Source organism: Actinomyces bowdenii, from assembly GCF_017592395.1.
In the GTDB taxonomy this organism is placed as follows: domain Bacteria; phylum Actinomycetota; class Actinomycetes; order Actinomycetales; family Actinomycetaceae; genus Actinomyces; species Actinomyces bowdenii.
In genome coordinates this window covers 74783-93402 of sequence record NZ_JAGFOU010000010.1, presented here as the reverse complement: position 1 = coordinate 93402, position 18620 = coordinate 74783, and the positions used below count along the sequence as shown (strand labels likewise).

16 protein-coding genes are annotated in these 18620 nt (G+C 74.1%); 10 read left to right on the top strand and 6 right to left on the bottom strand.

Going from position 1 to position 18620, the window contains the following annotated elements; all coding sequences use genetic code 11:
• The first annotated feature begins 37 nt into the window (after positions 1-37).
• The 7 genes from modA to J5X07_RS06145 all read left to right on the top strand — a co-directional run bounded on the left by modA (position 38) and on the right by J5X07_RS06145 (position 7986).
• On the top strand, positions 38-982 hold the full coding sequence (modA, locus tag J5X07_RS06175) for a molybdate ABC transporter substrate-binding protein (RefSeq protein WP_208479019.1): 945 nt from the start codon (positions 38-40) through the stop codon (positions 980-982).
• A complete protein-coding gene (locus J5X07_RS06170) occupies positions 979-3093 on the top strand; it encodes an ABC transporter permease (protein ID WP_341769424.1) in 2115 nt (704 codons plus the stop codon). Before modA ends, J5X07_RS06170 begins: the two co-directional genes overlap by 4 nt.
• Positions 3090-4298 carry a molybdopterin-synthase adenylyltransferase MoeB gene (gene moeB, locus J5X07_RS06165; protein WP_124932962.1) on the top strand — a complete coding sequence of 403 codons (1209 nt, stop codon included), beginning with the start codon at positions 3090-3092 and terminating at the stop codon, positions 4296-4298. The genes J5X07_RS06170 and moeB overlap by 4 nt, the downstream gene beginning before the upstream one ends.
• A 130-nt stretch (positions 4299-4428) precedes the next feature.
• Positions 4429-5451, top strand: a complete 1023-nt coding sequence (locus tag J5X07_RS06160; protein WP_208479028.1) for a zinc-dependent alcohol dehydrogenase family protein — start codon at positions 4429-4431, stop codon at positions 5449-5451.
• A 109-nt stretch (positions 5452-5560) separates the two neighbouring features.
• Positions 5561-6415, top strand: coding sequence for an aldo/keto reductase (locus tag J5X07_RS06155; protein ID WP_124932961.1), 855 nt, complete (start codon positions 5561-5563; stop codon positions 6413-6415).
• A gap of 334 nt (positions 6416-6749) precedes the next feature.
• Positions 6750-7211 (top strand): hypothetical protein, encoded by a 462-nt coding sequence (locus J5X07_RS06150; protein WP_208479018.1) that lies wholly within the window; start codon positions 6750-6752, stop codon positions 7209-7211.
• 418 nt (positions 7212-7629) lie between these two features.
• A complete protein-coding gene (locus J5X07_RS06145) occupies positions 7630-7986 on the top strand; it encodes a hypothetical protein (protein WP_185731970.1) in 357 nt (118 codons plus the stop codon).
• A gap of 115 nt (positions 7987-8101) precedes the next feature.
• On the opposite strand, the gene J5X07_RS13395 is transcribed toward J5X07_RS06145, so the two are convergent.
• The 4 genes from J5X07_RS13395 to J5X07_RS06125 form a co-directional block, all read right to left on the bottom strand.
• The gene (locus J5X07_RS13395; RefSeq protein ID WP_341769423.1) at positions 8102-9430 is read right to left on the bottom strand and encodes an NAD(P)H-dependent oxidoreductase; all 1329 of its coding nucleotides are present in this window, start codon (positions 9428-9430) and stop codon (positions 8102-8104) included.
• A 267-nt stretch (positions 9431-9697) separates the two neighbouring features.
• Positions 9698-10393 carry a TetR/AcrR family transcriptional regulator gene (locus J5X07_RS06135; protein ID WP_124932959.1) on the bottom strand — a complete coding sequence of 232 codons (696 nt, stop codon included), beginning with the start codon at positions 10391-10393 and terminating at the stop codon, positions 9698-9700.
• Positions 10394-10446: 53 nt separating this feature from the next.
• A complete protein-coding gene (locus tag J5X07_RS06130; protein WP_243896523.1) occupies positions 10447-11457 on the bottom strand; it encodes a zinc-binding dehydrogenase in 1011 nt (336 codons plus the stop codon).
• Positions 11454-11993 (bottom strand): HXXEE domain-containing protein, encoded by a 540-nt coding sequence (locus tag J5X07_RS06125; RefSeq protein ID WP_124932958.1) that lies wholly within the window; start codon positions 11991-11993, stop codon positions 11454-11456. The genes J5X07_RS06130 and J5X07_RS06125 overlap by 4 nt, the downstream gene beginning before the upstream one ends.
• Before the next feature lie 157 nt (positions 11994-12150).
• Between J5X07_RS06125 and J5X07_RS06120 the strand changes: the two genes are divergently transcribed.
• Positions 12151-12804: a TetR/AcrR family transcriptional regulator gene (locus tag J5X07_RS06120; protein WP_124932957.1), complete on the top strand. Its 654-nt coding sequence runs from the start codon at positions 12151-12153 to the stop codon at positions 12802-12804.
• Between the two features lie 36 nt (positions 12805-12840).
• On the opposite strand, the gene J5X07_RS06115 is transcribed toward J5X07_RS06120, so the two are convergent.
• A complete protein-coding gene (locus J5X07_RS06115; protein ID WP_208479017.1) occupies positions 12841-14568 on the bottom strand; it encodes an ABC transporter ATP-binding protein in 1728 nt (575 codons plus the stop codon).
• Positions 14565-16517: an ABC transporter ATP-binding protein gene (locus J5X07_RS06110; RefSeq protein WP_208479016.1), complete on the bottom strand. Its 1953-nt coding sequence runs from the start codon at positions 16515-16517 to the stop codon at positions 14565-14567. The genes J5X07_RS06115 and J5X07_RS06110 overlap by 4 nt, the downstream gene beginning before the upstream one ends.
• Positions 16518-16742: 225 nt before the next feature.
• On the opposite strand from J5X07_RS06110, the gene hisN reads away from it, so the two are divergent.
• Complete coding sequence (gene hisN, locus J5X07_RS06105; RefSeq protein WP_208479015.1) at positions 16743-17558, top strand: histidinol-phosphatase; 816 nt, start codon at positions 16743-16745, stop codon at positions 17556-17558.
• A 186-nt stretch (positions 17559-17744) separates the two neighbouring features.
• Entirely contained in the window at positions 17745-18581 is an 837-nt protein-coding gene (locus J5X07_RS06100) for an undecaprenyl-diphosphate phosphatase (protein ID WP_124932953.1), read from the top strand.
• The last annotated feature ends 39 nt before the right edge of the window (positions 18582-18620 follow it).

Sequence of the window (18620 nt, the reverse complement as noted above, 5' to 3'; positions counted from 1 at the left end):
TGTCGACGCCGCCGCCTGAATCACAGAGGATATGCCCATGAGCCTCACCCGCCGCACCGCCCTTGGGGCCACCGGCCTGCTCGCCGCCCTCGGCCTGGCCGCCTGCTCCGGCTCGGCCGGGCCGGGCGCGGGCCCCAGCGCCTCGCCATCCACGCCGTCCACGCCGTCGGCGGGCTCCTCCCAGGAGCTCTCCGGGGAGCTGACCGTCCTGGCGGCCGCCTCCCTCCAGGCCGGTTTCGAGCGGATCGGCAAGAGGATCGAGCAGGAGCACCCGGGCCTGACCATCACCTTCGACTTCCAGGGCTCCCAAGACCTGGTGGCCTCCCTGGCCGACGGCGCCAGTGCCGATGTCCTGGCCACCGCCAGCACCAGCACCATGGACAAGGCGGTCTCCCAGTCCCTGGTGGGCGAGCCCCAGGAGTTCGCCACCAATGCGCTCACCCTCATCGTCCCGCAGGGCAACCCTGCCAGGGTCACCGGGCTGGACTCCTCGCTGACGGGGGCCGACCTGGTCGTCTGCGCCCCCGAGGTCCCCTGCGGGGAGGCCACGGGCAGGCTCGCCACGGCCCTGGGCATCACCCTCGACCCGGTCTCGGAGGAGCAGAAGGTCACCGATGTGCGGGGCAAGGTCGAGTCCGGCGAGGCCCAGGCGGGCATCGTCTACGCCACCGACGCCGCCGCGGCCACCGGGGTGGAGGAGATCAGCATCCCCGACGGCGGCGTGGTCAACCACTACCCCATCGCCGCCACCGCCGAGCCCGCCAATCCGCAGGCCGCCCAGCTGTTCATCGACACCGTCCTGGGGCGCACGGGTCAGACGATCCTGGCCGACGCGGGCTTCGGCGCCCCCGAGGGCGCGCCCCGGTCGGCGGGCGCCACGCCCACCGCCCCCGGATCGCCGCGGTCCACCGGATCGCCCGCGGCGACCGCGGAGCCCTCGGGGGCCTCCCCCGAGCCCGGGCCGCAGGAGACCGCTGAGTGAGACGGGCCGCGCGTGAGCCCCTGCCCGCCGCAGTGGTGGCGCTGGCCGCACTGGGCGCCTGCGCCGTCGTCCTGCCACTGGTGGGCCTGGGCTCACGGGTCTCCTGGAGCCAGCTGCCGGGGCTGCTGTCCTCGCCCTCGGCGCAGGCGGCGCTGTCGCTCTCCCTGCGCACGACCCTGGCATCCACGGCGATCTGCGCGGTGCTGGGCGTGCCGCTGGCGCTGGTGCTGGCGCGCCGCTGGCCGGGGGTGCGGGTGGGCCGCGTCCTGGCGGTGCTGCCCATGACCATGCCACCGGTGGTGGCGGGAATCGCGCTGCTGGCGACTCTGGGGCGGCGGGGCCTGCTGGGCCGGCAGCTGGAGGCCTGGGGGGTGGGCATCGCCTTCTCCACCGCGGCCGTCGTGGTGGCGCAGGTCTTCGTCTCCATGCCCTTCCTGGTGGTGACGCTGGAGGCGGCGCTGCGCAGCCGGGACACCGGGGCCGAGGCCGTCGCCCGCACCCTGGGCGCGGGCCCCTGGCGGGTGCTGGCCCGGGTGACCCTGCCCCTGGTGGCCCCGGCCCTGGCGCGGGGCACCGCCCTGGCCCTGGGGCGAAGCCTGGGCGAGTTCGGGGCGACCATCGCCTTCGCCGGCTCCAAGGAGGGGGTGACCCGCACCCTGCCCCTGGCCATCTACCTGGAGAGGGAGAGCGATGCCCCCACCTCGCTGGCCCTGGCGGTGGTGCTCATCATCGTGTCCTTCCTCATCGTGGGGGCCACGGCCCTGCGCTGGGACCGGCTGCTGCGCCGCGCCGGGGCCGCGGTCAGGAAGGGCGCCGCGGAGCGCCCCGGGAGCCCCCAGCAGGGGGCCGGGCCGCGGGGCCCCGGGCGGTCAGCGGGCGCAGCGGGGCCGGCAGCGCCGGCCCCCGGGGCCTGTGAGGCGGCCGGCGCCCGGCGCGGCCAGGAGCTCCGGGTCTCCTGCACCCTGCCCGAGCGGGGGGTCTCGGCCTCTGTGGTGGCGGGCCCGGGACGGATCACCGCCCTGCTTGGCCCCAATGGCTCGGGAAAGTCCACGCTCTGCGCGGTGGCCGCGGGCCTGCTGGATGCCCGCGGGGGCGAGGTGCGGTTAGGGGCCAGGGTCCTGGACGGGCCCGGGGCCTTCGTGGCGGCCGGGCGCCGCGATGTGGCGCTGCTCAGCCAGGATCCGGGGCTCTTCACCCATATGTCGGTGCTGGACAATGTGGCCTTCGGCCCGCGCTGCCAGGGCCTGTCGCGGGCCCGGGCCCGCCGTCGCGCCCTGGCGGAGCTGGCGGCCGTGGGGGCGGAGCACCTGGCGCACCGCCGGGGCCATGAGCTCTCAGGGGGCCAGGCGGCGCGGGTGGCGCTGGCCCGTGCGCTGGCCACCGGCCCCGGCGCCCTGGTGCTCGATGAGCCGCTGGCGGCCCTGGATGCCCCCTCCCGCCAGGAGATGCGCCGCCTGGTGGCCCGGCGTGCCCAGGAGGAGGGCCTGACCATCGTCCTGGTCACCCATGATGTCCTGGACGTGGCGGCCCTGGCCGACGACATCGTGGTCCTGGAGCGCGGGCGGGTGGTGGAGCGGGGCGCCGCCGCCGAGCTCCTGTCCCACCCGGGCTCGGAGTTCATGGCGAGGCTGGTGGGGACCACCGTGCTGACCGGGACCCTCCGGGGCACCCGGCAGGCCCCGGCGGTGGAGGTCGGTGCCGGCCTGATCATCCACGGGCGCCCCATGCAGGAGGGCGGGCCCTGCGGGCAGGAGGATGTCCCGGTCGGCGACGCTCTCCCTCCCGGGCGGCCCGGGGCCGCGCTCATCCCTCCCGATGCGGTGGCGCTCTACCGCGACGCGCCCCGGGGCAGCCCCCGCAATGTCGTGGAGGGCCGGGTCATCGGCATGGAGCGCGCCGGGGCGCTGGTGGTGGTCGAGCTCGGGATCGGAGCCGGCCATGCCCTGCGGGCGACCGTGACGGCCGGGGCGGTGGCCTCCCTGGACATCGAGGCCGGGATGGTCCTGCATGCGGTGGTCAAGGCCGTGGAGGTGCGCATCCTGCCGCTGCGCCCCGACCCGCGGCCGCCAGGGGCGCCACGAGCCGAGCACGAGCAGGAGGAGCGCGCATGAGCCCCCACGACTGGCCCACGATCCCCTCGATCATCAGTGACCAGCGCCTGGCCCCCCTCACCCGCCCGGAGCTGGCCCGCTACCACCGCAACGCCCTGGTCCCCCAGGTGGGCCTGGTGGGCCAGCAGCGCATCCGCGCCTCGCGCGTCCTCATCGTCGGGGCCGGGGGCCTGGGGGCGCCGGCGGCCCTCTACCTGGCGGCCGCGGGCGTGGGGCGCCTGGGGATCGTGGACGACGACGCCGTGGACCTGTCCAATCTGCAGCGCCAGATCATCCACACCACTGCCGGGCTCGGGCGGCCCAAGGCGGAGTCGGCGGCCCGGGCGGTGCGCGCCCTCAACCCGGATATCGAGGCCCTGCCCCAGCGGCTGCGGCTGAGCGCCGGCAATGCCGCCGAGATCCTGCGCGGCTGGGACCTGGTCATCGACGGGACCGATAACTTCCCCACCCGCTACCTGCTGTCCGACGCCACCGTGCTGCTGGGACTGCCCCTCGTCCACGGGGCGGTTCTGGGCATGCACGGCCAGGTGGGGGTCTTCGATGCGCGCCGCGGCCCCTGCTACCGCTGCCTGCACCCGGCTCCCCCACCGGCCGGCTCGGTCCCCTCCTGCGCCGAGGCCGGGGTCCTGGGAGTCCTGCCCGGCATCATCGGGACGATGCAGGCCACCGAGGCCCTCAAGCTCATCGTGGGCGGCGCGCGACCGCTCATCGGCCGCCTCCAGCTGCTCGATGCCTGGGGCTCCCACGTGCAGCAGATCCGGGTGGCCAGGAACCCCCACTGCGCCTCCTGCGGCCCGCGGCCCACGATCAACCGGCTGCTCCCGGAGGCTGATCCCTGCTCACCGCCGGGCCCGGCCGCGGGCCGGGGCGCCGCCCCGGAGGAGATCAGCGCCGCCGGGCTGCGGGCGGCCCTGGCCGGGCCGGAGCCCCCGGCGCTGCTGGATGTGCGCGAGGAGGCCGAGGTGGCCCTGGAGCCGATGCCCGGTGCCGCCCATATCCCCCTGGGCGAGGTGGCCCGGCGCGCAGGCGAGCTGGATCCGCTCCGGCGCACCGTCGTCGTGTGCGCCTCCGGGATGCGCTCCCAGCGGGCCATCAGCGCCCTGCGGCAGGCGGGCCACGGCGGGCCCCTGCTCAGCCTGCGCGGCGGGATGCGGGCGTGGGCGGCTCTCGAGCCCGCCGCGCCGGACCGATCCGGCCTCGGCTAGGAGCGCAATGCCGGGCCCTCCCGGGCCGGGTCGGCACCGCGGGCCTACACTGGCATATATCAACCGGAACTGATGTGAGGATTTCTCCGTGACTGCCACTGCACCCGCCCCCTCCGCCCTGCCCACCACGATGCGCGGCGTCGTCATGCACGGCCGCGGCGATGTGCGCGTCGAGGACCGCGAGGTCCCGCGCATCGTCGAGCCCACCGATGCGGTCATCAAGGTCGAGGCCGCCTGCATCTGCGGCTCGGACCTGTGGCCCTACCGCGGCGTGGACGAGCTCGCCGCGCCCCGGGCGATGGGCCACGAGTACGTGGGCACCGTCGTCGAGGTCGGCGGCGAGGTCACCGGCGTCGAGCCCGGCGACTTCGTCGTCGGCTCCTTCTGCCTGAGCGACAACACCTGCGAGATCTGCCGGAGCGGATTCCAGTCCCGCTGCATCAACGGCGGCTTCATCGGTGACACCCAGGCCCAGTACACGCGCGTGCCGCTGGCCGACGGCACCCTCGTGGTGGTGCCCGGGGGCAAGCCCGAGGATGAGGACGTCATCGCCTCGCTCCTGACCGCCTCCGACGTCCTGGGCACCGGCTGGTTCGGGGCCGTGGCCGCCGGCGCCTCGCCCGGCAGGACCATCGCCGTGGTGGGCGACGGCGCCGTGGGGCTCTGCGCGGTGCTGGCCGCCAAGGCGCTGGGCGCCGAGCGGGTCATCGCCTTCTCGCGTCACGAGGACCGCGCCGCCCTGGCACGCGAGTTCGGGGCGGATGCCATCGTCGCCGAGCGCGGCGAGGAGGGCGCCGCGCGGATCAAGGAGCTGACCGGCGGCTACGGGGCGCACGGCGTGGTGGAGGCCGTGGGCACCCAGGAGTCGATGCTCCAGGCGATCGCCTCATGCCGCCCCGGCGGGCATGTGGGCTATGTGGGAGTGGCCCATGGGGTGTCCCTGCCCGGCGACGTGCTCTTCCGCGCCGAGGTCTCCATGCTGGGCGGCCCTGCACCGGTGCGCCGCTTCCTGCCCGACCTCATCGAGCGCATCCTGGAGGGCCGCATCAACCCCGGCAGGGTCTTCACCCAGCGCCTGCCCCTGGAGGAGGCGCCCGAGGGCTACCGGGCCATGGACGAGCGCCGCGCCATCAAGGTGCTCCTGCGCCCCTGAGCGCCGCCCGGCCCCGGGGTCGGGCGCGGCACTCCCGGCCGTGGAGCCCCCGGGCCATCCCGGGGCGCTCGAGAGGCGCTCAAGGAGGAGGTCAAGGAGGAGAGCAGGCATGGATGGCATCACCCTCAGCAGCGGAACGCGCATCCCGGTCCTGGGCCTCGGGGTCTACCAGACCCCGCCGGGCATCACCGAGCGCGTGGTGCGCGAGGCCATCGAGGTGGGCTACCGCCTCATCGACACCGCCCAGTACTACCGCAACGAGGCGCAGGTGGGGCGGGCGGTCAGGGAGGCCCTGTCTCAGGGCATGGCGCGCGAGGACCTGTTCCTCACCACCAAGATCATGGCCTCCGGGCACGAGGAGAGCCGCAGGGCCATCGCGGAGTCCGTGGCGGCCCTGGACCTGGGGCCCATCGACCTCATGCTCATCCACTGGCCGCAGGAGGACGGCCCGGGCACGTGGCGCGCCCTGGAGGAGGCGGTCGAGGCGGGCCGGGTGCGCGCCATCGGGCTGTCCAACTTCTACGGCCAGGACCTGGAGGAGATCATCCGGGGCGCGCGGATCATGCCCGCCGTCAACCAGGTCGAGTCCAGCGTGCTCTACCAGCAGCGCCGCCTCATGCCGGCCCTGGAGCGCCACGGCATCCGCCTGGAGGCGTGGGGGCCGCTGGGCCAGGGGCGCCGCGGCGTGCTGGACGACCCGGTCCTGGCCCGGGTGGCCCGGGCCCATGGGGCCACCCCCGCGCAGGTGGCCCTGGCCTTCCAGGTGCGCACCGGTGTCATCACCATCCCCAAGACGGTCAGCCGCGATCGCATGGTGGAGAACCTGGGGGCCGCGGATATCGGGCTCAGCGCCGCGGAGCTGGAGCAGTTGGCGGCCCTGGACACCGGGCGCTGCATCGGCTGGCCGGGATTCCCCGAGCAGGACTACGACCCCGCCGATCATCCCTTCTCACCCCCGGCCTGAGCCCGGGAACGGCATTCCGGCGAATATCCACGCGCATATGAGTCCAAGCAAGGATGCTCATACGCGGCGTCGCAGGGGCGCAGGCCCGGATGGGCCGATGCTCCCGCGCTCCCGGTGCGGGCGGGCGCCGCCGCTCAACACCGATCACCCCGGCAACGATCAGGCAATGGACACCTTTTTCCAGAGCTTTATCAGAACCATCTGGGGTGTCTTTCATTCAAGGCGACATGAAGAGCACGCTCTAGGCGAAGTCGGTTCCACCCCCCTTGATGTCCGGTACGGTGAAAACGCGATATACGCAGTGACCACCAGTTCCCACATCTGAAGGAGAGACATGCGTATCCAGCGTACTTTGATCGGAACCGCCCTCGCCGCGGTCGCGGCGCTCGGACTGGCCGCCTGCAGCGGCTCCGACAGCTCCACTGACAATGCCACCACGCCCGCACCGGCCCAGACCTCGGTCAAGGACGATGCCTCAGCCAAGCCCTCCTCCGGTGGCGCGGGCGGCGCGATGACCGACGAGCCGGGCGGCACGGGCGGCGACTCCACCATGGCCCCCGGTGGTGACAGCGGCGGCCTGGGCGGCGGCCAGGACGGCCAGGGCGGCGGCGCCGACGGCCAGGGCCAGGACGGCGGGGTCGGCGGCGGCTCCACCATGGCCCCCGGTGGTGACAGCGGCGGCCTGGGCGGCGACCAGGGCGGCCAGGGCGGCGGTGCCGACGGCCAGGGCCAGGACGGCGGGGTCGGCGGCGACAGCGCCAGCCAGGCTCCCGAGAACGGCGGCGGCCTCGGCTAGTGCCGACTGAGGCGGGTTGACCCCGCCGCCCGGGCCCGATGAAGCGGATCAGCGCCGCACGAGCGCCGGTCCTGCGCCGATCCGGGATCCTCACCGGTCGACCGAGCCGGGGTGCGCCATGCGATTCCCATGGCGCGCCCCGGCCCGATCCTCTCCCCAGGCCACCAGGAGCATCGGGTATCGGACCCGGCGGTCCCGCATGGTGGAGTGATACGGTCCCGGCGCCCCCTTCGCAGCGGCACTCCTCGGCGTCCCGACCCGATGCGCGCGGGCAGGCCCGGCACGACCAGTGCCCACCGGGGCCCGGAGGCCGCATACCGCCTGTGGCCGCCCTTGGATCACTGGCTCATGGCCCGTAGAGTGCGGAGCCCCGGGCGCTCCTGCCCGGGGCCACCGCCCCCGCACTGAAGGAAAGACGATGCGGACCCACCGACCTTCTCTCAGCTCCGCCCTCGCCCTGACCGCAGCCCTCGCCCTGGCCGCCTGTGGAGGCTCCCAGGCCGGGGACGGGGCCACCACCCCGGCCCCGCAGACCGAGAGGGCCACCGAGCAGGCCACTGGCGGCGCTATGAGCGACCAGAGCGCCCAGCCCTCGGGCGCCATGACCGATGACGGTCACGACGACCACGACGACGCCGATGACCACGATCACAGCCATGAGCCGGGCGAGGACCACACCCACGACCACGATGGCGGCTCCCACGACCACTCCGACGACCATTCCGACGACCACGATCACAGCCACGAGCCGGGCGAGGACCACACCCACGACTGAGCAGCCCGCTCGCGGCCCCCAAGGCACCGGCGCGGGCTCACACTCCTGAGGTGTGAGCCCGCGCCGGTGCCGGGTGTGGGCCGGGGTTCGCGGATGCGCCGGACGGCGGGGCGCGTCAGCCGAAGAGCTCCAGGGCGGGGAGCTTGGCGGAGGACAGCACGGCCGCGTAGTCCTCGGCGCGCTGGGCGATGGCCTCATCGGTGATCTCCAGGGCTCCCATGGACAGGAAGGGGACCATGAACTTCGTGCCGATGACGCGCGAGGAGCCCTGGAAGGGGCGCAGGAACTCGTGGATGGTGTAGACGTGGACGCCGTCGCGCCCATAGGCGCTGGCATTGCCGCCGACGCTGATGGCCAGGAGGAGCTCCTTGCCGTGCAGGGCCGTGCCCTCCGAGCCGTAGGCCCAGCCGTAGGTCCACACGTCGTCCTCCCACTTCTTCAGCAGCGGGGGGCTGGAGAGCCAGTACAGGGGGAATTGCAGCACGATGCGGTCGGCCTCCAGGAGGGCCTGCTGCTCCGCGGCAACGTCGATGTTGAAGTCCGGGTAGAGCTCGTACATGTAGCGCACGGTGATGTCCCCGCCCAGGGCCTCCGCGCGAGCCGCCAGGGCCTTGTTGATCCGGGAGGCGCCGAGGTCCGGGTGGAAGACGAGCACGAGTGTTTTCATGGGGGACTCCGTTTCTTCGATGGATGCATCCGTGGAGGGGGCCGACTCGTATCCGATGGCGGCCTGCGAGGTGTCGGCCGTGACCACGCCGCTCAGGGCCCGCAGCCCTGCGATGAGGACCTCGATCTTGGAGCCCAGGGAGGCGGCATCCACCCGGGACTCCTCGGGCCTGAAGGGTACAGGCTCAGTCTCATCGCGATGACCGTGGGAGGGCGCCCCCTCCGGGCCGGAGGAGGCACCGCCCCGGCCGAAGCGCTCATCCCACATCCTGGTGGCCACGTCGATGCCGCGCTCACCGGTGGGCTCCGGGGAGCGCATCGCGGCGGCCGAGCGGTGCGCGGTCAGGACGGTGTCCGCCAGGTAGCTCAGCGCCAGATAGGCGTCCTCGCGGCGCAGGCCCGCCTCGACCAGGGCGGTGAGGGAGTGCTTGGCGGCGGGGACGAAGGGAACATAGGCCCAGGGCACATCGATCAGCGTGTGGTCGAGGCCCGGATGGGCCTCCAGCAGCGCCCAGAGCGAATCGGCGAGGCAGCGCAGGTGGTCGGGCCAGTCCAGGCCGGCGCGCGGCAGCCGCAGATCCTCCGCGGCTCGCTCCAGGCAGGCCGCCACGATCTCATCGCGCGAGGACACGGCTCGGCTCATCTCCCGGGGGTCCACGCCGAGCCGCCTGGCCACCTTGCCCATCGTGAAGCTATCGATGCCGATCTCCAGGGCTGCGGCGACCTCATCCCGGGGGATGCCAGCGGCGGGTTCCATGGTCCCTGACTGGTGTGTCATAGGCACCACAATAACGAGACGATAACAACTGCGACAAATCGGTAACGGCACTCAGCGGCGTTATCAGGCGATGAGCACCGCAATGCCGGGCGTTCACCATGAGCGTTGGCGCCGGTCCCACCGCCGGCCGACGAGTGGGCCGCGGACCCGTGAGGCCGTCATCCCCCACGCGGATCGGCACCTCCCAGGGGGCGGATCCGCGCCGGTGCGAGAAGGGCCGGGCTGCCGGAGGGCCGCCGGAGCGGGGCCCGGGCGCCACGGCGCCCCTCACGGCTCCCGGCGGTCCTGGCGGGCCCTGAGGCCATCGATGAGCAGGTCGATCTTGAGGTCCAGGAAACCGCGCTCCAGCCAGGACTCCTCAGGGGCGAAAAGCACCTCCTCCCCGCCGCCGGGGTCCTGGGCGCCGCTCATCCGCTCCCAGTGGCGGGTCAGCACATCGAATCCCCGCAGCGGCCCCTGCTCCCCGCCCGCGCCCGCCTGGCCCTGGGCCGGGGCGCGCAGGGCGGCGATGGCCTGGTGGGTGGCCACGGTGGTGTCGATGACGACGTCGAGCGCGAAGTAGGCCTCCCGGGGATCCATGCCCGCCGCGACGAGCTCGCCGTGGGCGCGCTGGGCGGTCCCGAGCAGGTGCAGGCTCGTCCACGGCATGGACATCAGGGTCCGGTCCAGTCCGGGGTGGGCCTCCAGCGCCTCCCACATGGCCTCCACCACACCGCGCAGGTAGTCCTCCCATGGCCGGCCCGCGGGCGGCAGCCGGATGCCGGCGCTGATGCGCTCCAGGCAGGCCTCCACGACGTCGTCGCGCGAGGCGACGGTGCGGTAGAGGGCCGAGGGGCGCACCCCCAGGCGCGCCGCCACCTGCGCCATGGTGAAGGAGTCGACACCGATCTCCAGGGCAGCGGTGATGACATCGGCCCTCGTGAATCCCGGCTTAGGCCCCGTCTTGCGTCCCAGGCGCCCCATGGATGCAGGATACGCGCCAGGGCTGTCATCGCCAGGAAGGAGGGTGCGGCTCCTCAACGGCGGCGAGCCGGCCCGGCTCCCCTGCGGTGGAGGATGAGCCGCGCGCCGGAGGTGCCGCCCCGGCCGTACTCGGCGTGGGCGCGGACGAGATCCTCGATCCCGTAGGTGCGCCCGATCACGGGGCGCAGTCGGCCCCGAGCCGCCAGGGAGGCCAGCCGGGTGAGATCATCCGCCTCATGACCGGCGAGGACGGGCCGCAGCACCAGGCGCCGCCGCAGCACCCGAGAGGTGCAGCGCAGCCCGGGCCAGGCGGCAGCCGGCCGGGTCAGGGCCATGCGACCCGCCGGTCGCACGGCCTCGATCCAGTCCTCGGCACGCCCGGCGGCCAGGATCACGGCATCATAGGGGCCGCGCCTGAGGCGCTCCATGCCCCGGCTGTCATGGTGGTCCACCACCTCCTGCGCGCCGAGCTCCGCGCACACCTCCAGGCCCGACGCCCCGGCGACGGCATCGGCCTCGATGCCGCGCATGCGCGCCAGCTGGAGGGCCGCCGTGCCCACAGCCCCGCCCGCACCCACGACAAGGATCCGCTGGCCGGGCTGAGCCCTGGCGGCATCGCGCAGGGCGCACAGGGCGGTCAGCGCCCCCAGCGGCAGGGATCCCAGCGGCTCGGGCGGGATCCAGCCCTGAGGGAACAGGCCGACCCGGGTGTCATCGACGGCCAGGTACTCCACGGCGGTGCCGCGCCGCCTCAGCGGCTCCAGGCCGAGGACGCACCACACCCAGGCTCCGACCGGGACATGGGCTGAGCGCGAGTCCACGACCTGGCCCAGGGCGTCGAATCCGGTCTGCTTGGGGAAGCCGAGGCCGTGAGGGCGCACCGCGCCGCTGCGATAATCCAGATCCACGGCGGAGAGCCCCGAGGATGCTGTGCGCACGAGCACCTCCCCGGGCCGCAGGCGCGGCACGGGGGCCTCCGTCATCCCCAGGACGCCGGGCCCGCCATAGCGGTGGAAGGCCACCGCCCACATGGGCTCTCCCGCCCTCGGCGCCCCGGCGCTCATCGGCGCCACGGGCCCTGGTGGGCTCGGGTGGAGCGCCGGCCCAGGATGGCCAGGACCGTGCCGTGCAGCACCGGCAGCAGGGGGATGACTCCCAGGGCCGTCAGGACGGCGCCGCGGTCGGCCCGGGGCAGCCCGTGGCGCGCGAGGACCCTGCTCGCCCACAGCCAGTAGGGGATGACGAGCGTCGGGGAGGTCAGGACGCCCGTGGTGTAGCCGCCCCGGGCCAGGGCGCCCGCCACATGCCCCAGGCCGTGCAGGCCGAAGGCCAGGACTCCGCCGCGCAGCAGGGGCGAGGCCCCCCGGGTGCGCGCGCCCTCCAGGGAGGAGGCCGCCACCAGGACGGCCATGAGCCCGATGGCGAGGTTGACGTGGGCCTGGGAGACGCCACGGGTGCGGATGCTCTCGGGGATGGGCACCCAGTGGGGCAGCTCCGGCAGCACGACTGCCGAGGCCGGGGACATGGTGAGCAGCTCCTCGGCGTCATGCACCGCCCAGGCGGCCAGCAGGCCGAGGCTGACGCGGGTGAGATCGTCCATCGGGGCTCCAGCGAGGATAGAAACCTTTACGCTACTTATAGTAGCGTAAAAACTGGGGGCCCTCCACCCCGGAGGCGCCACCGGGACCGGCGGCGGCGCCGTCCGCCTCGGCGGGGATGCCGGGCTCGGCGGGCTGGGGGCATGGGAGACTGCAGCGGTGCCACACCAGAAGTCGGCGCAGCCCCCCGCGCCAGCACCCCCGCCCGCCTCACGACCCGAGCAGCCCGGCGGGCGCAGGACCGGGCGCGGTCGCCCTCGGCGCGCCGGGGCGGACGCCGCGATCCTGGCGGCCACGATCGGCCTGCTCGGCGAAGGCGGCTACGCCGGCCTGCGCATCGACGAGGTGGCCCGGCGGGCCGGAACGGCGAAGACGACGATCTACCGCCGCTGGCCCTCCCGCACCCACCTGGCGGTCGCGGCCGTGGAGCACCTGCTGGGCGATCGGCGCCTGCCCGAGCCCAGCGGCGAGGCCCTGACCGATCTCGATGCGCTCATCGGCGCGGCCTTCACCCCCCTGGTCCGGGGCGGCTCCGGGCTCGTGGCCATCACCCTGGACATCCACCGCCAGGACGATGCCGATCTGAAGGCGGCCTACCGCCGTCGCATCATCGACCCGGTGCGGCACAGGGCGGTGGCGCTGGTGCGCCGTGCGGCCCGCGAGGGCCTGGTCGATGAGCGGGCCGACCCGGAGGTCCTGGTCGATGCGGCCATCGGCGGCCTGCTCTACCGCTCCACCATCCTGGGCCAGGAGATGACGGCCGAGCAGGCCTCCGGCTTCGTGCGCGAGCTGCTGGGGATCACCGCGCCCTGATGGGGCGGGCCCGGGGCGGAGAGCCGTCGCCGCACCTCAGGCGCCCGAGGACAGGCGCCAGGCGGCGGCGCGCTCCCGCTCCTGCCAGTAGCGGGCGTAGCGCCCGCCCGCGGCCATGAGCTCCTCATGGGTGCCGACCTGCTCCACACGGCCGTCCGCCCCCAGGGCGACGATCTGGTCGGCGCGGCGCACGGTGGTGAGCTTGTGGGCGATGGCGATGACCGTGGAGCGCCGGGCCAGGGACTCCATGGCGCCCACCACCCGCGCCTCATTGGCGGGGTCCAGTGCGGAGGTGGCCTCGTCGAACAGGACGATGGGGGCGCGCTTGAGCAGGGCACGGGCGATGGCCACGCGCTGGCGCTCGCCGCCCGACAGGCGGCTGCCGCCCTCCCCCACCCGGGTCCGCCAGCCCTCGGGCAGGCGGGCGACGATCTCCTCGACCCCGGCGTCGCGGGCGGCCCGGCGCACCTCCTCCCGGCTCGCCTCGACACGGCCCACGCGGATATTCGCCTCCAGGGTGTCGTCGAAGAGGTAGACGTCCTGGAAGACCATGGACAGCCTCTCCATGAGGTCGGCACTGGTCAGCTCGCGCACGTCGACGCCGTCGACCCTCACCACGCCGGCATCGACGTCGTAGAAGCGGGCGATGAGGCGGGTCACCGTCGTCTTGCCCGAACCGGAGGGGCCGACCAGGGCGGTGAAGGTGCCCGGCTCGGCCCGCAGGCTCACCCCCTGCAGGACCGGCTCGGCGCCGTAGGAGAACCGCACGTCCTCCAGGATCACCTGGCCGGGTGCGGTGGCCGGCGCCGAGGCCTCGGGCTCGGCGAGCTCCGGGGCGTGCAGGACGCGGCGCAGGCGGAGGTCCTGCGCCTGGGCCGGGCGGATCCCGAAGGACATGGAGACCACCTGGTCCAGGGGCTGGATGAAGCGCAGGCCGATGCCGATGAGCGCCACGGCCTGGTAGGCGCCGACCTGGCCGCCCACCACCAGGGCGGCCACCAGCACCACCAGGACCGCGAGAAGCGCCTGGACGGCCAGGCCCGCCAGGCCCAGGGCCAGGACGGAGACGAGGAACTGGGAGACGGCGGTGCGGCGCTCGGACTCCAGGGCGGTGACCAGGGGCTCGAAGGAGCCCGCGCGCCCGCATGAGCGCAGGGCGCCCTGGGCGCGGGCGAACTCGATGACCCGGTCATTGACCTCCACCTGGGAGGCGTGGGAGCGGGCCTCCGCGGCATCCCCCATGCGGCGCGCGCCGATGACCGCCAGGGTGAACAGCGGGATGCAGGCGGTCAGCGCCGCGCCCAGGCGCCAATCGATGAGCCACGAGCCCACCGCCATGGCCACGCACTGGCCGACGGCCACGAGGAGGATGGGGAGCATATGCGCCAGCAGGCCGCCCAGATCCATGACGCCCTTGCCCGCCAGCTGGGAGAGCTCGCCCCGCCTCGGGGTGTCGAACCACCCCAGTGGCAGGCGCGTGAGCTTGTCGCCCAGGGCGATGTTGAGCCGGCGCAGGATGTCGAAGGCGGCCTCGTAGCTGGCCCGGGCCAGGAAGTACTGGAGGGTGGAGGCCAGGGCCGCCAGAGCGGCCAGCGCGCCGAGCCAGCCCCAGGGCGAGCGGCCCAGGACCATGGCGTCGACGATCGGCAGGAGCAGCAGGGCCGCCACGCCCTGGGCCAGCCCCGCCACCACGGAGAGGACCACCATGATGGTGACCTGGCGGCGGCCCTCGTCGGACATGAGGGAGACGATGGAGCGGATCATGGCCTGCCCTCCCGGGTGCTGCTCGGGCCGGCGGGCCGGGCCTGCGGGGAGGATCCCGGGCCGGAGGCGCTGCGGCGGACGGCGTCCGGCGGGGGGCCGGGAGGTGCGCCCGGCGGGGCGTCCGGCGCCGCGGCCCGCCACAGGGCGGCGTAGGCGGGGTCGGCCATGAGCTCGTCGTGGGTGCCCACGGCGACCAGCCGCCCGCGCTCCAGCAGGGCCACCTGGTCGGCGTTGACCAGTGCGGCCGGGCGGTGGGCGATGACCAGGACGGTGCGCCCGCGCACCAGCTCGCTCAGGGCGTCCTGGATGGCCGCCTCGGACTCGGGGTCGGCGAAGGCGGTGGCCTCATCGAGGATGAGGACGGGGGCGTCGGCCAGGATGGCCCGGGCGATGGCCACGCGCTGGGCCTGCCCGCCGGACAGGTCGGCGCCCCGGCCCAGGACCGTGTCGTAGCCCTGCGGCAGGGCCATGATGACCTCGTCGATCTGGGCGGCACGGGCGGCGGCGCGGACCTGCTCCAGGCTCGCCCCGGGCCGGGCCAGGCGGATGTTGTCCACCAGTGGGAGGGCCAGCAGCTGGGCGTCCTGGAGGACGAAGGCGACATGCCGGTAGAGCTCGTGGGCGGGCACGTCGCGCAGGTCGACCCCGCCCAGGGTCACACGCCCCTGAGCGGGATCGTTGAATCGGGCCAGGAGGGTGGCCAGGGTGGACTTGCCCGACCCGGAGGCGCCCACGAGGGCCGTGACCGTGCCGGGCCTGAGGGTCAGGCTCACCCCGTCCAGGGCGCGGGTGGCGCCGTAGTCGAAGGAGACGTCCTCGAAGCGGATCTCGCCGTCCCTGGGGCTGCGGGCCCGGGCCGGCTCGGGCAGGGGCTCGGTGCTCAGGACATCCATGATGCGCAGGGCCGCGGCCCCGGCGATCCGGTTGTTCCAGGACGACCAGCCCAGGGTGTCGATGGCGCTGGGCAGCACCAGGGCGATGAGGCAGGTGGCCAGCACCTGGAGGGGGTCGACCCACCCGGCGCGCACCATGGCCGCGCCCCCGGACAGGTTGACCAGGAGGATAACCGCCGGGGCGATGACGGAGGTGGCCAGGGCGTTGGAGCGCAGCATGGGGGCGCACCAGGCGCGGTAGTACTCGGCCATGTCCTGCGCCGCCCGGGTGTAGCGCTGGTGGGCGCGTCCGGCGCGGCCGAAGGCCTTGACCACGGCGATGCCGCTGACGAGCTCGACGATGCGGGCCGAGACATCGGCCAGCATCGCGTCGACCTTGCGGGTCAGGTCCCCCATGCCGCGCATCGACCAGGCCTGGATGGCGGCGTAGACCGGCAGGGTGGCCACGGCCAGCAGGCCCAGGCGCCAGTCGATGACGAGGGCGTAGAGGAGCGCGGCCAGCGGCATGACGATGGCCGCGGTGTACTCCACGTACTGGTGGGCCACGAGGTAGTGCAGGTCGTGGGCGTCGTTCTGGACGGCCTTGCGCACCCGGCCGGAGGAGGACTCGGTGAACCAGGACAGCGGGGCGCGGGCCATGACCTCCACGATGCGGGTGCGCAGCTGGGCCGCAAGCCTCATGTCGCCCACGTGGGTGACGCTCAGGGCCAGGAAGTACAGGACGAGCCTGGCTCCCAGGCCTCCCAGGATGAGGGCCACGGCGTCCTGCACCCTGCCGGCATGCGGGTCCTGCCCCGCGGCGTGGGCGTCGAGCAGGATCCGGCCCAGGTGCAGGAGCCCCGCATAGGGGGCGAGGGCGCAGACCGCTGACAGGGCCGACAGGAGCATGCCCACCATGAGGTAGCCGCGCACCGGGCGCAGCAGGTCCTTGAGGGCGGCCTGCCCGGCGCGGGCCTCGGGAGGGGCCCCGCCATCCTGGCCGGTGGGCGTCCCAGCGGCCGTCGTGGCCGCCGGATCGGCACTGCGGGACAGGGCGGGAGGGGTGGAGTCAGCCATGCGAGCCGTCCTGGCTTGAGGTGGACCTTAGTTAATCGTGACGATAGTTCTCTATTCGATGGCCGTCAACCGGCAGCGGCATCCCGGTGGCCCGGCGAGGGCGCAGGGAGCCGCCCGGACCGGCACGCCGCCGTCGAGCCGGGCGCCCCGCCATCGTCGGGGCACTGCGGGCGCCCCGCCCGCGCCCCTCCCGCAGCATTGCGGCGGCACCGTTACCGTGGAGCCATGAGCCCCAAGCCCCCCTCCCCCGAGCGCCGGTGGCGCGACGACCTGCACCTGGCCCACACGATCGCCGACCAGGTGGACCGCCTGACCCAGGCGCGCTTCGACGCCGGGAGCTTCACCGTGGAGACCAAGCCGGACCTCACACCCGTCACGGAGGCGGATCGGGAGGCCGAGCGGGCCATCCGCGAGCGCCTGGGCCGGGCGCGCGTGCGCGACTCGGTGCTGGGCGAGGAGATGCCCACCACCGGGCACTCCCCGCGCCAGTGGGTCATCGACCCGATCGACGGCACGAAGAACTTCGTGCGGGGGGTGCCGGTGTGGGCCACCCTCATCGCCCTGGTCGAGGACGGCCAGGCCGTCGTCGGACTGGTCTCGGCGCCCGCGCTGGGGCGCCGCTGGTGGGCGGTCAAGGGCGGCGGGGCGTGGAGCGGGCGCTCGCTGAGCTCGGCGCGGCGCCTGTCGGTGTCCAAGGTGGCCCAGCTCTCCGACGCCTCCCTGTCCTACTCCTCCCTGTCGGGCTGGGCCGCAGCGCGCCGCCTGCGCGGGATGCTGGGACTCATGCAGTCGTGCTGGCGCACCCGCGCCTACGGGGACTTCTGGTCCTACATGCTCCTGGCCGAGGGTGCCGTGGACCTGGCGGCCGAGCCCGAGCTGGAGCTCTACGACATGGCCGCCCTGGTGCCGGTGGTCACCGAGGCGGGCGGCACCTTCACCTCGCTGTCCTGGGAGCCCGGGCCCTTCGGCGGCAGCGCGGTGGCCTCCAACACCCTGCTGCACGGGGCCGCCATGGAGCACCTGGGCGACGAGACCGACTGAAGGCCCGGGCCGCTGCCAGTGGGGGCCGCGCGGGACGGCGCACCCCGCCGATGGCCCTGAGGGCGGTGCCACAGCTGCTCGTGCGGCTGCGGGAGGCGGCGGGCCGAGCCGGGCCGGTAGCCTGCGGCCTGGGCCTGCGGCCAGCAGGGCCGGCCCGACCTACCCGCCAACCACCTGGGAGTTCCATTGAACTGGCTGCACGCCGTCATTCTCGGCATCGTCGAGGGAATCACCGAGTTCCTGCCCATCTCCTCGACCGGGCACCTCAACATCGTTGAGAAGCTGCTGGGCCACGACATCGACAACGCCGGCATGACCGCCTTCACCGCGGTCATCCAGATCGGGGCGATCCTGGCGGCAGTGGTGTACTTCTGGGCCGACATCGTCAGGATCGTCACCGCCTGGTGCAAGGGCCTGGTGAGCAAGGAGGCGCGCGAGGACCCGGACTACACCCTGGGCTGGGGGGTGATCCTGGGATCGATCCCGGTGGCCGTGGTGGGCCTGGCGCTGGAGGAGTTCATCGAGGTCACGGCCCGGTCCCTGTGGATCATCGCCGGGGCGCTCATCGTGTGGTCGGCGGTCATGTGGCTGGCCGACCGCCAGCAGAGCCTGACCAAGGGGATGCGGGACGTGACCATCAAGGACGCGCTCATCATCGGCGCCTTCCAGGCCCTGGCCCCCGTCCTGCCCGGCATCTCCCGCTCCGGGGCGACGATCTCGGCGGGCCTGTTCCTGCGCTTCGACCGGGTCACCGCCACGCGGCTGTCCTTCTTCATGGGCATCCCCGCCCTGGTGGCGGCGGGCCTCATGCAGGCGGTGACCTCGGCCGACGAGATCGGCGCGACGGTGGGCTGGTCGGCCACCATCATCGCCACCATCACCTCCGGCCTGGTGGCCTACGGGACCATCGCCTGGCTGCTGAGGTTCGTCTCCTCCAACAAGTTCACCTCCTTCCTCATCTACCGCGTGGTCCTGGGACTGGTCATCATCGCCCTGGTGGCCAGCGGCACCATCACCGCCTGAGGCGCGGGGGCGGCCCTGAGCCGGGGGCCGCAGCGCGCC

Bases quoted from the DNA above. Each gene is read 5' to 3' on its own strand.
- modA (WP_208479019.1), top strand. From the start codon at position 38: ATGAGCCTCACCCGCCGCACCGCCCTTGGGGCCACCGGCCTGCTCGCC.
- moeB (WP_124932962.1), top strand. From the start codon at position 3,090: ATGAGCCCCCACGACTGGCCCACGATCCCCTCGATCATCAGTGACCAG.
- J5X07_RS06160 (WP_208479028.1), top strand. From the start codon at position 4,429: ATGCGCGGCGTCGTCATGCACGGCCGCGGCGATGTGCGCGTCGAGGAC.
- J5X07_RS06155 (WP_124932961.1), top strand. From the start codon at position 5,561: ATGGATGGCATCACCCTCAGCAGCGGAACGCGCATCCCGGTCCTGGGC.
- J5X07_RS06150 (WP_208479018.1), top strand. From the start codon at position 6,750: ATGCGTATCCAGCGTACTTTGATCGGAACCGCCCTCGCCGCGGTCGCG.
- J5X07_RS06145 (WP_185731970.1), top strand. From the start codon at position 7,630: ATGCGGACCCACCGACCTTCTCTCAGCTCCGCCCTCGCCCTGACCGCA.
- J5X07_RS13395 (WP_341769423.1), bottom strand. From the start codon at position 9,430: ATGACACACCAGTCAGGGACCATGGAACCCGCCGCTGGCATCCCCCGG.
- J5X07_RS06135 (WP_124932959.1), bottom strand. From the start codon at position 10,393: ATGGGGCGCCTGGGACGCAAGACGGGGCCTAAGCCGGGATTCACGAGG.
- J5X07_RS06130 (WP_243896523.1), bottom strand. From the start codon at position 11,457: ATGAGCGCCGGGGCGCCGAGGGCGGGAGAGCCCATGTGGGCGGTGGCC.
- J5X07_RS06125 (WP_124932958.1), bottom strand. From the start codon at position 11,993: ATGGACGATCTCACCCGCGTCAGCCTCGGCCTGCTGGCCGCCTGGGCG.
- J5X07_RS06115 (WP_208479017.1), bottom strand. From the start codon at position 14,568: ATGATCCGCTCCATCGTCTCCCTCATGTCCGACGAGGGCCGCCGCCAG.
- J5X07_RS06110 (WP_208479016.1), bottom strand. From the start codon at position 16,517: ATGGCTGACTCCACCCCTCCCGCCCTGTCCCGCAGTGCCGATCCGGCG.
- hisN (WP_208479015.1), top strand. From the start codon at position 16,743: ATGAGCCCCAAGCCCCCCTCCCCCGAGCGCCGGTGGCGCGACGACCTG.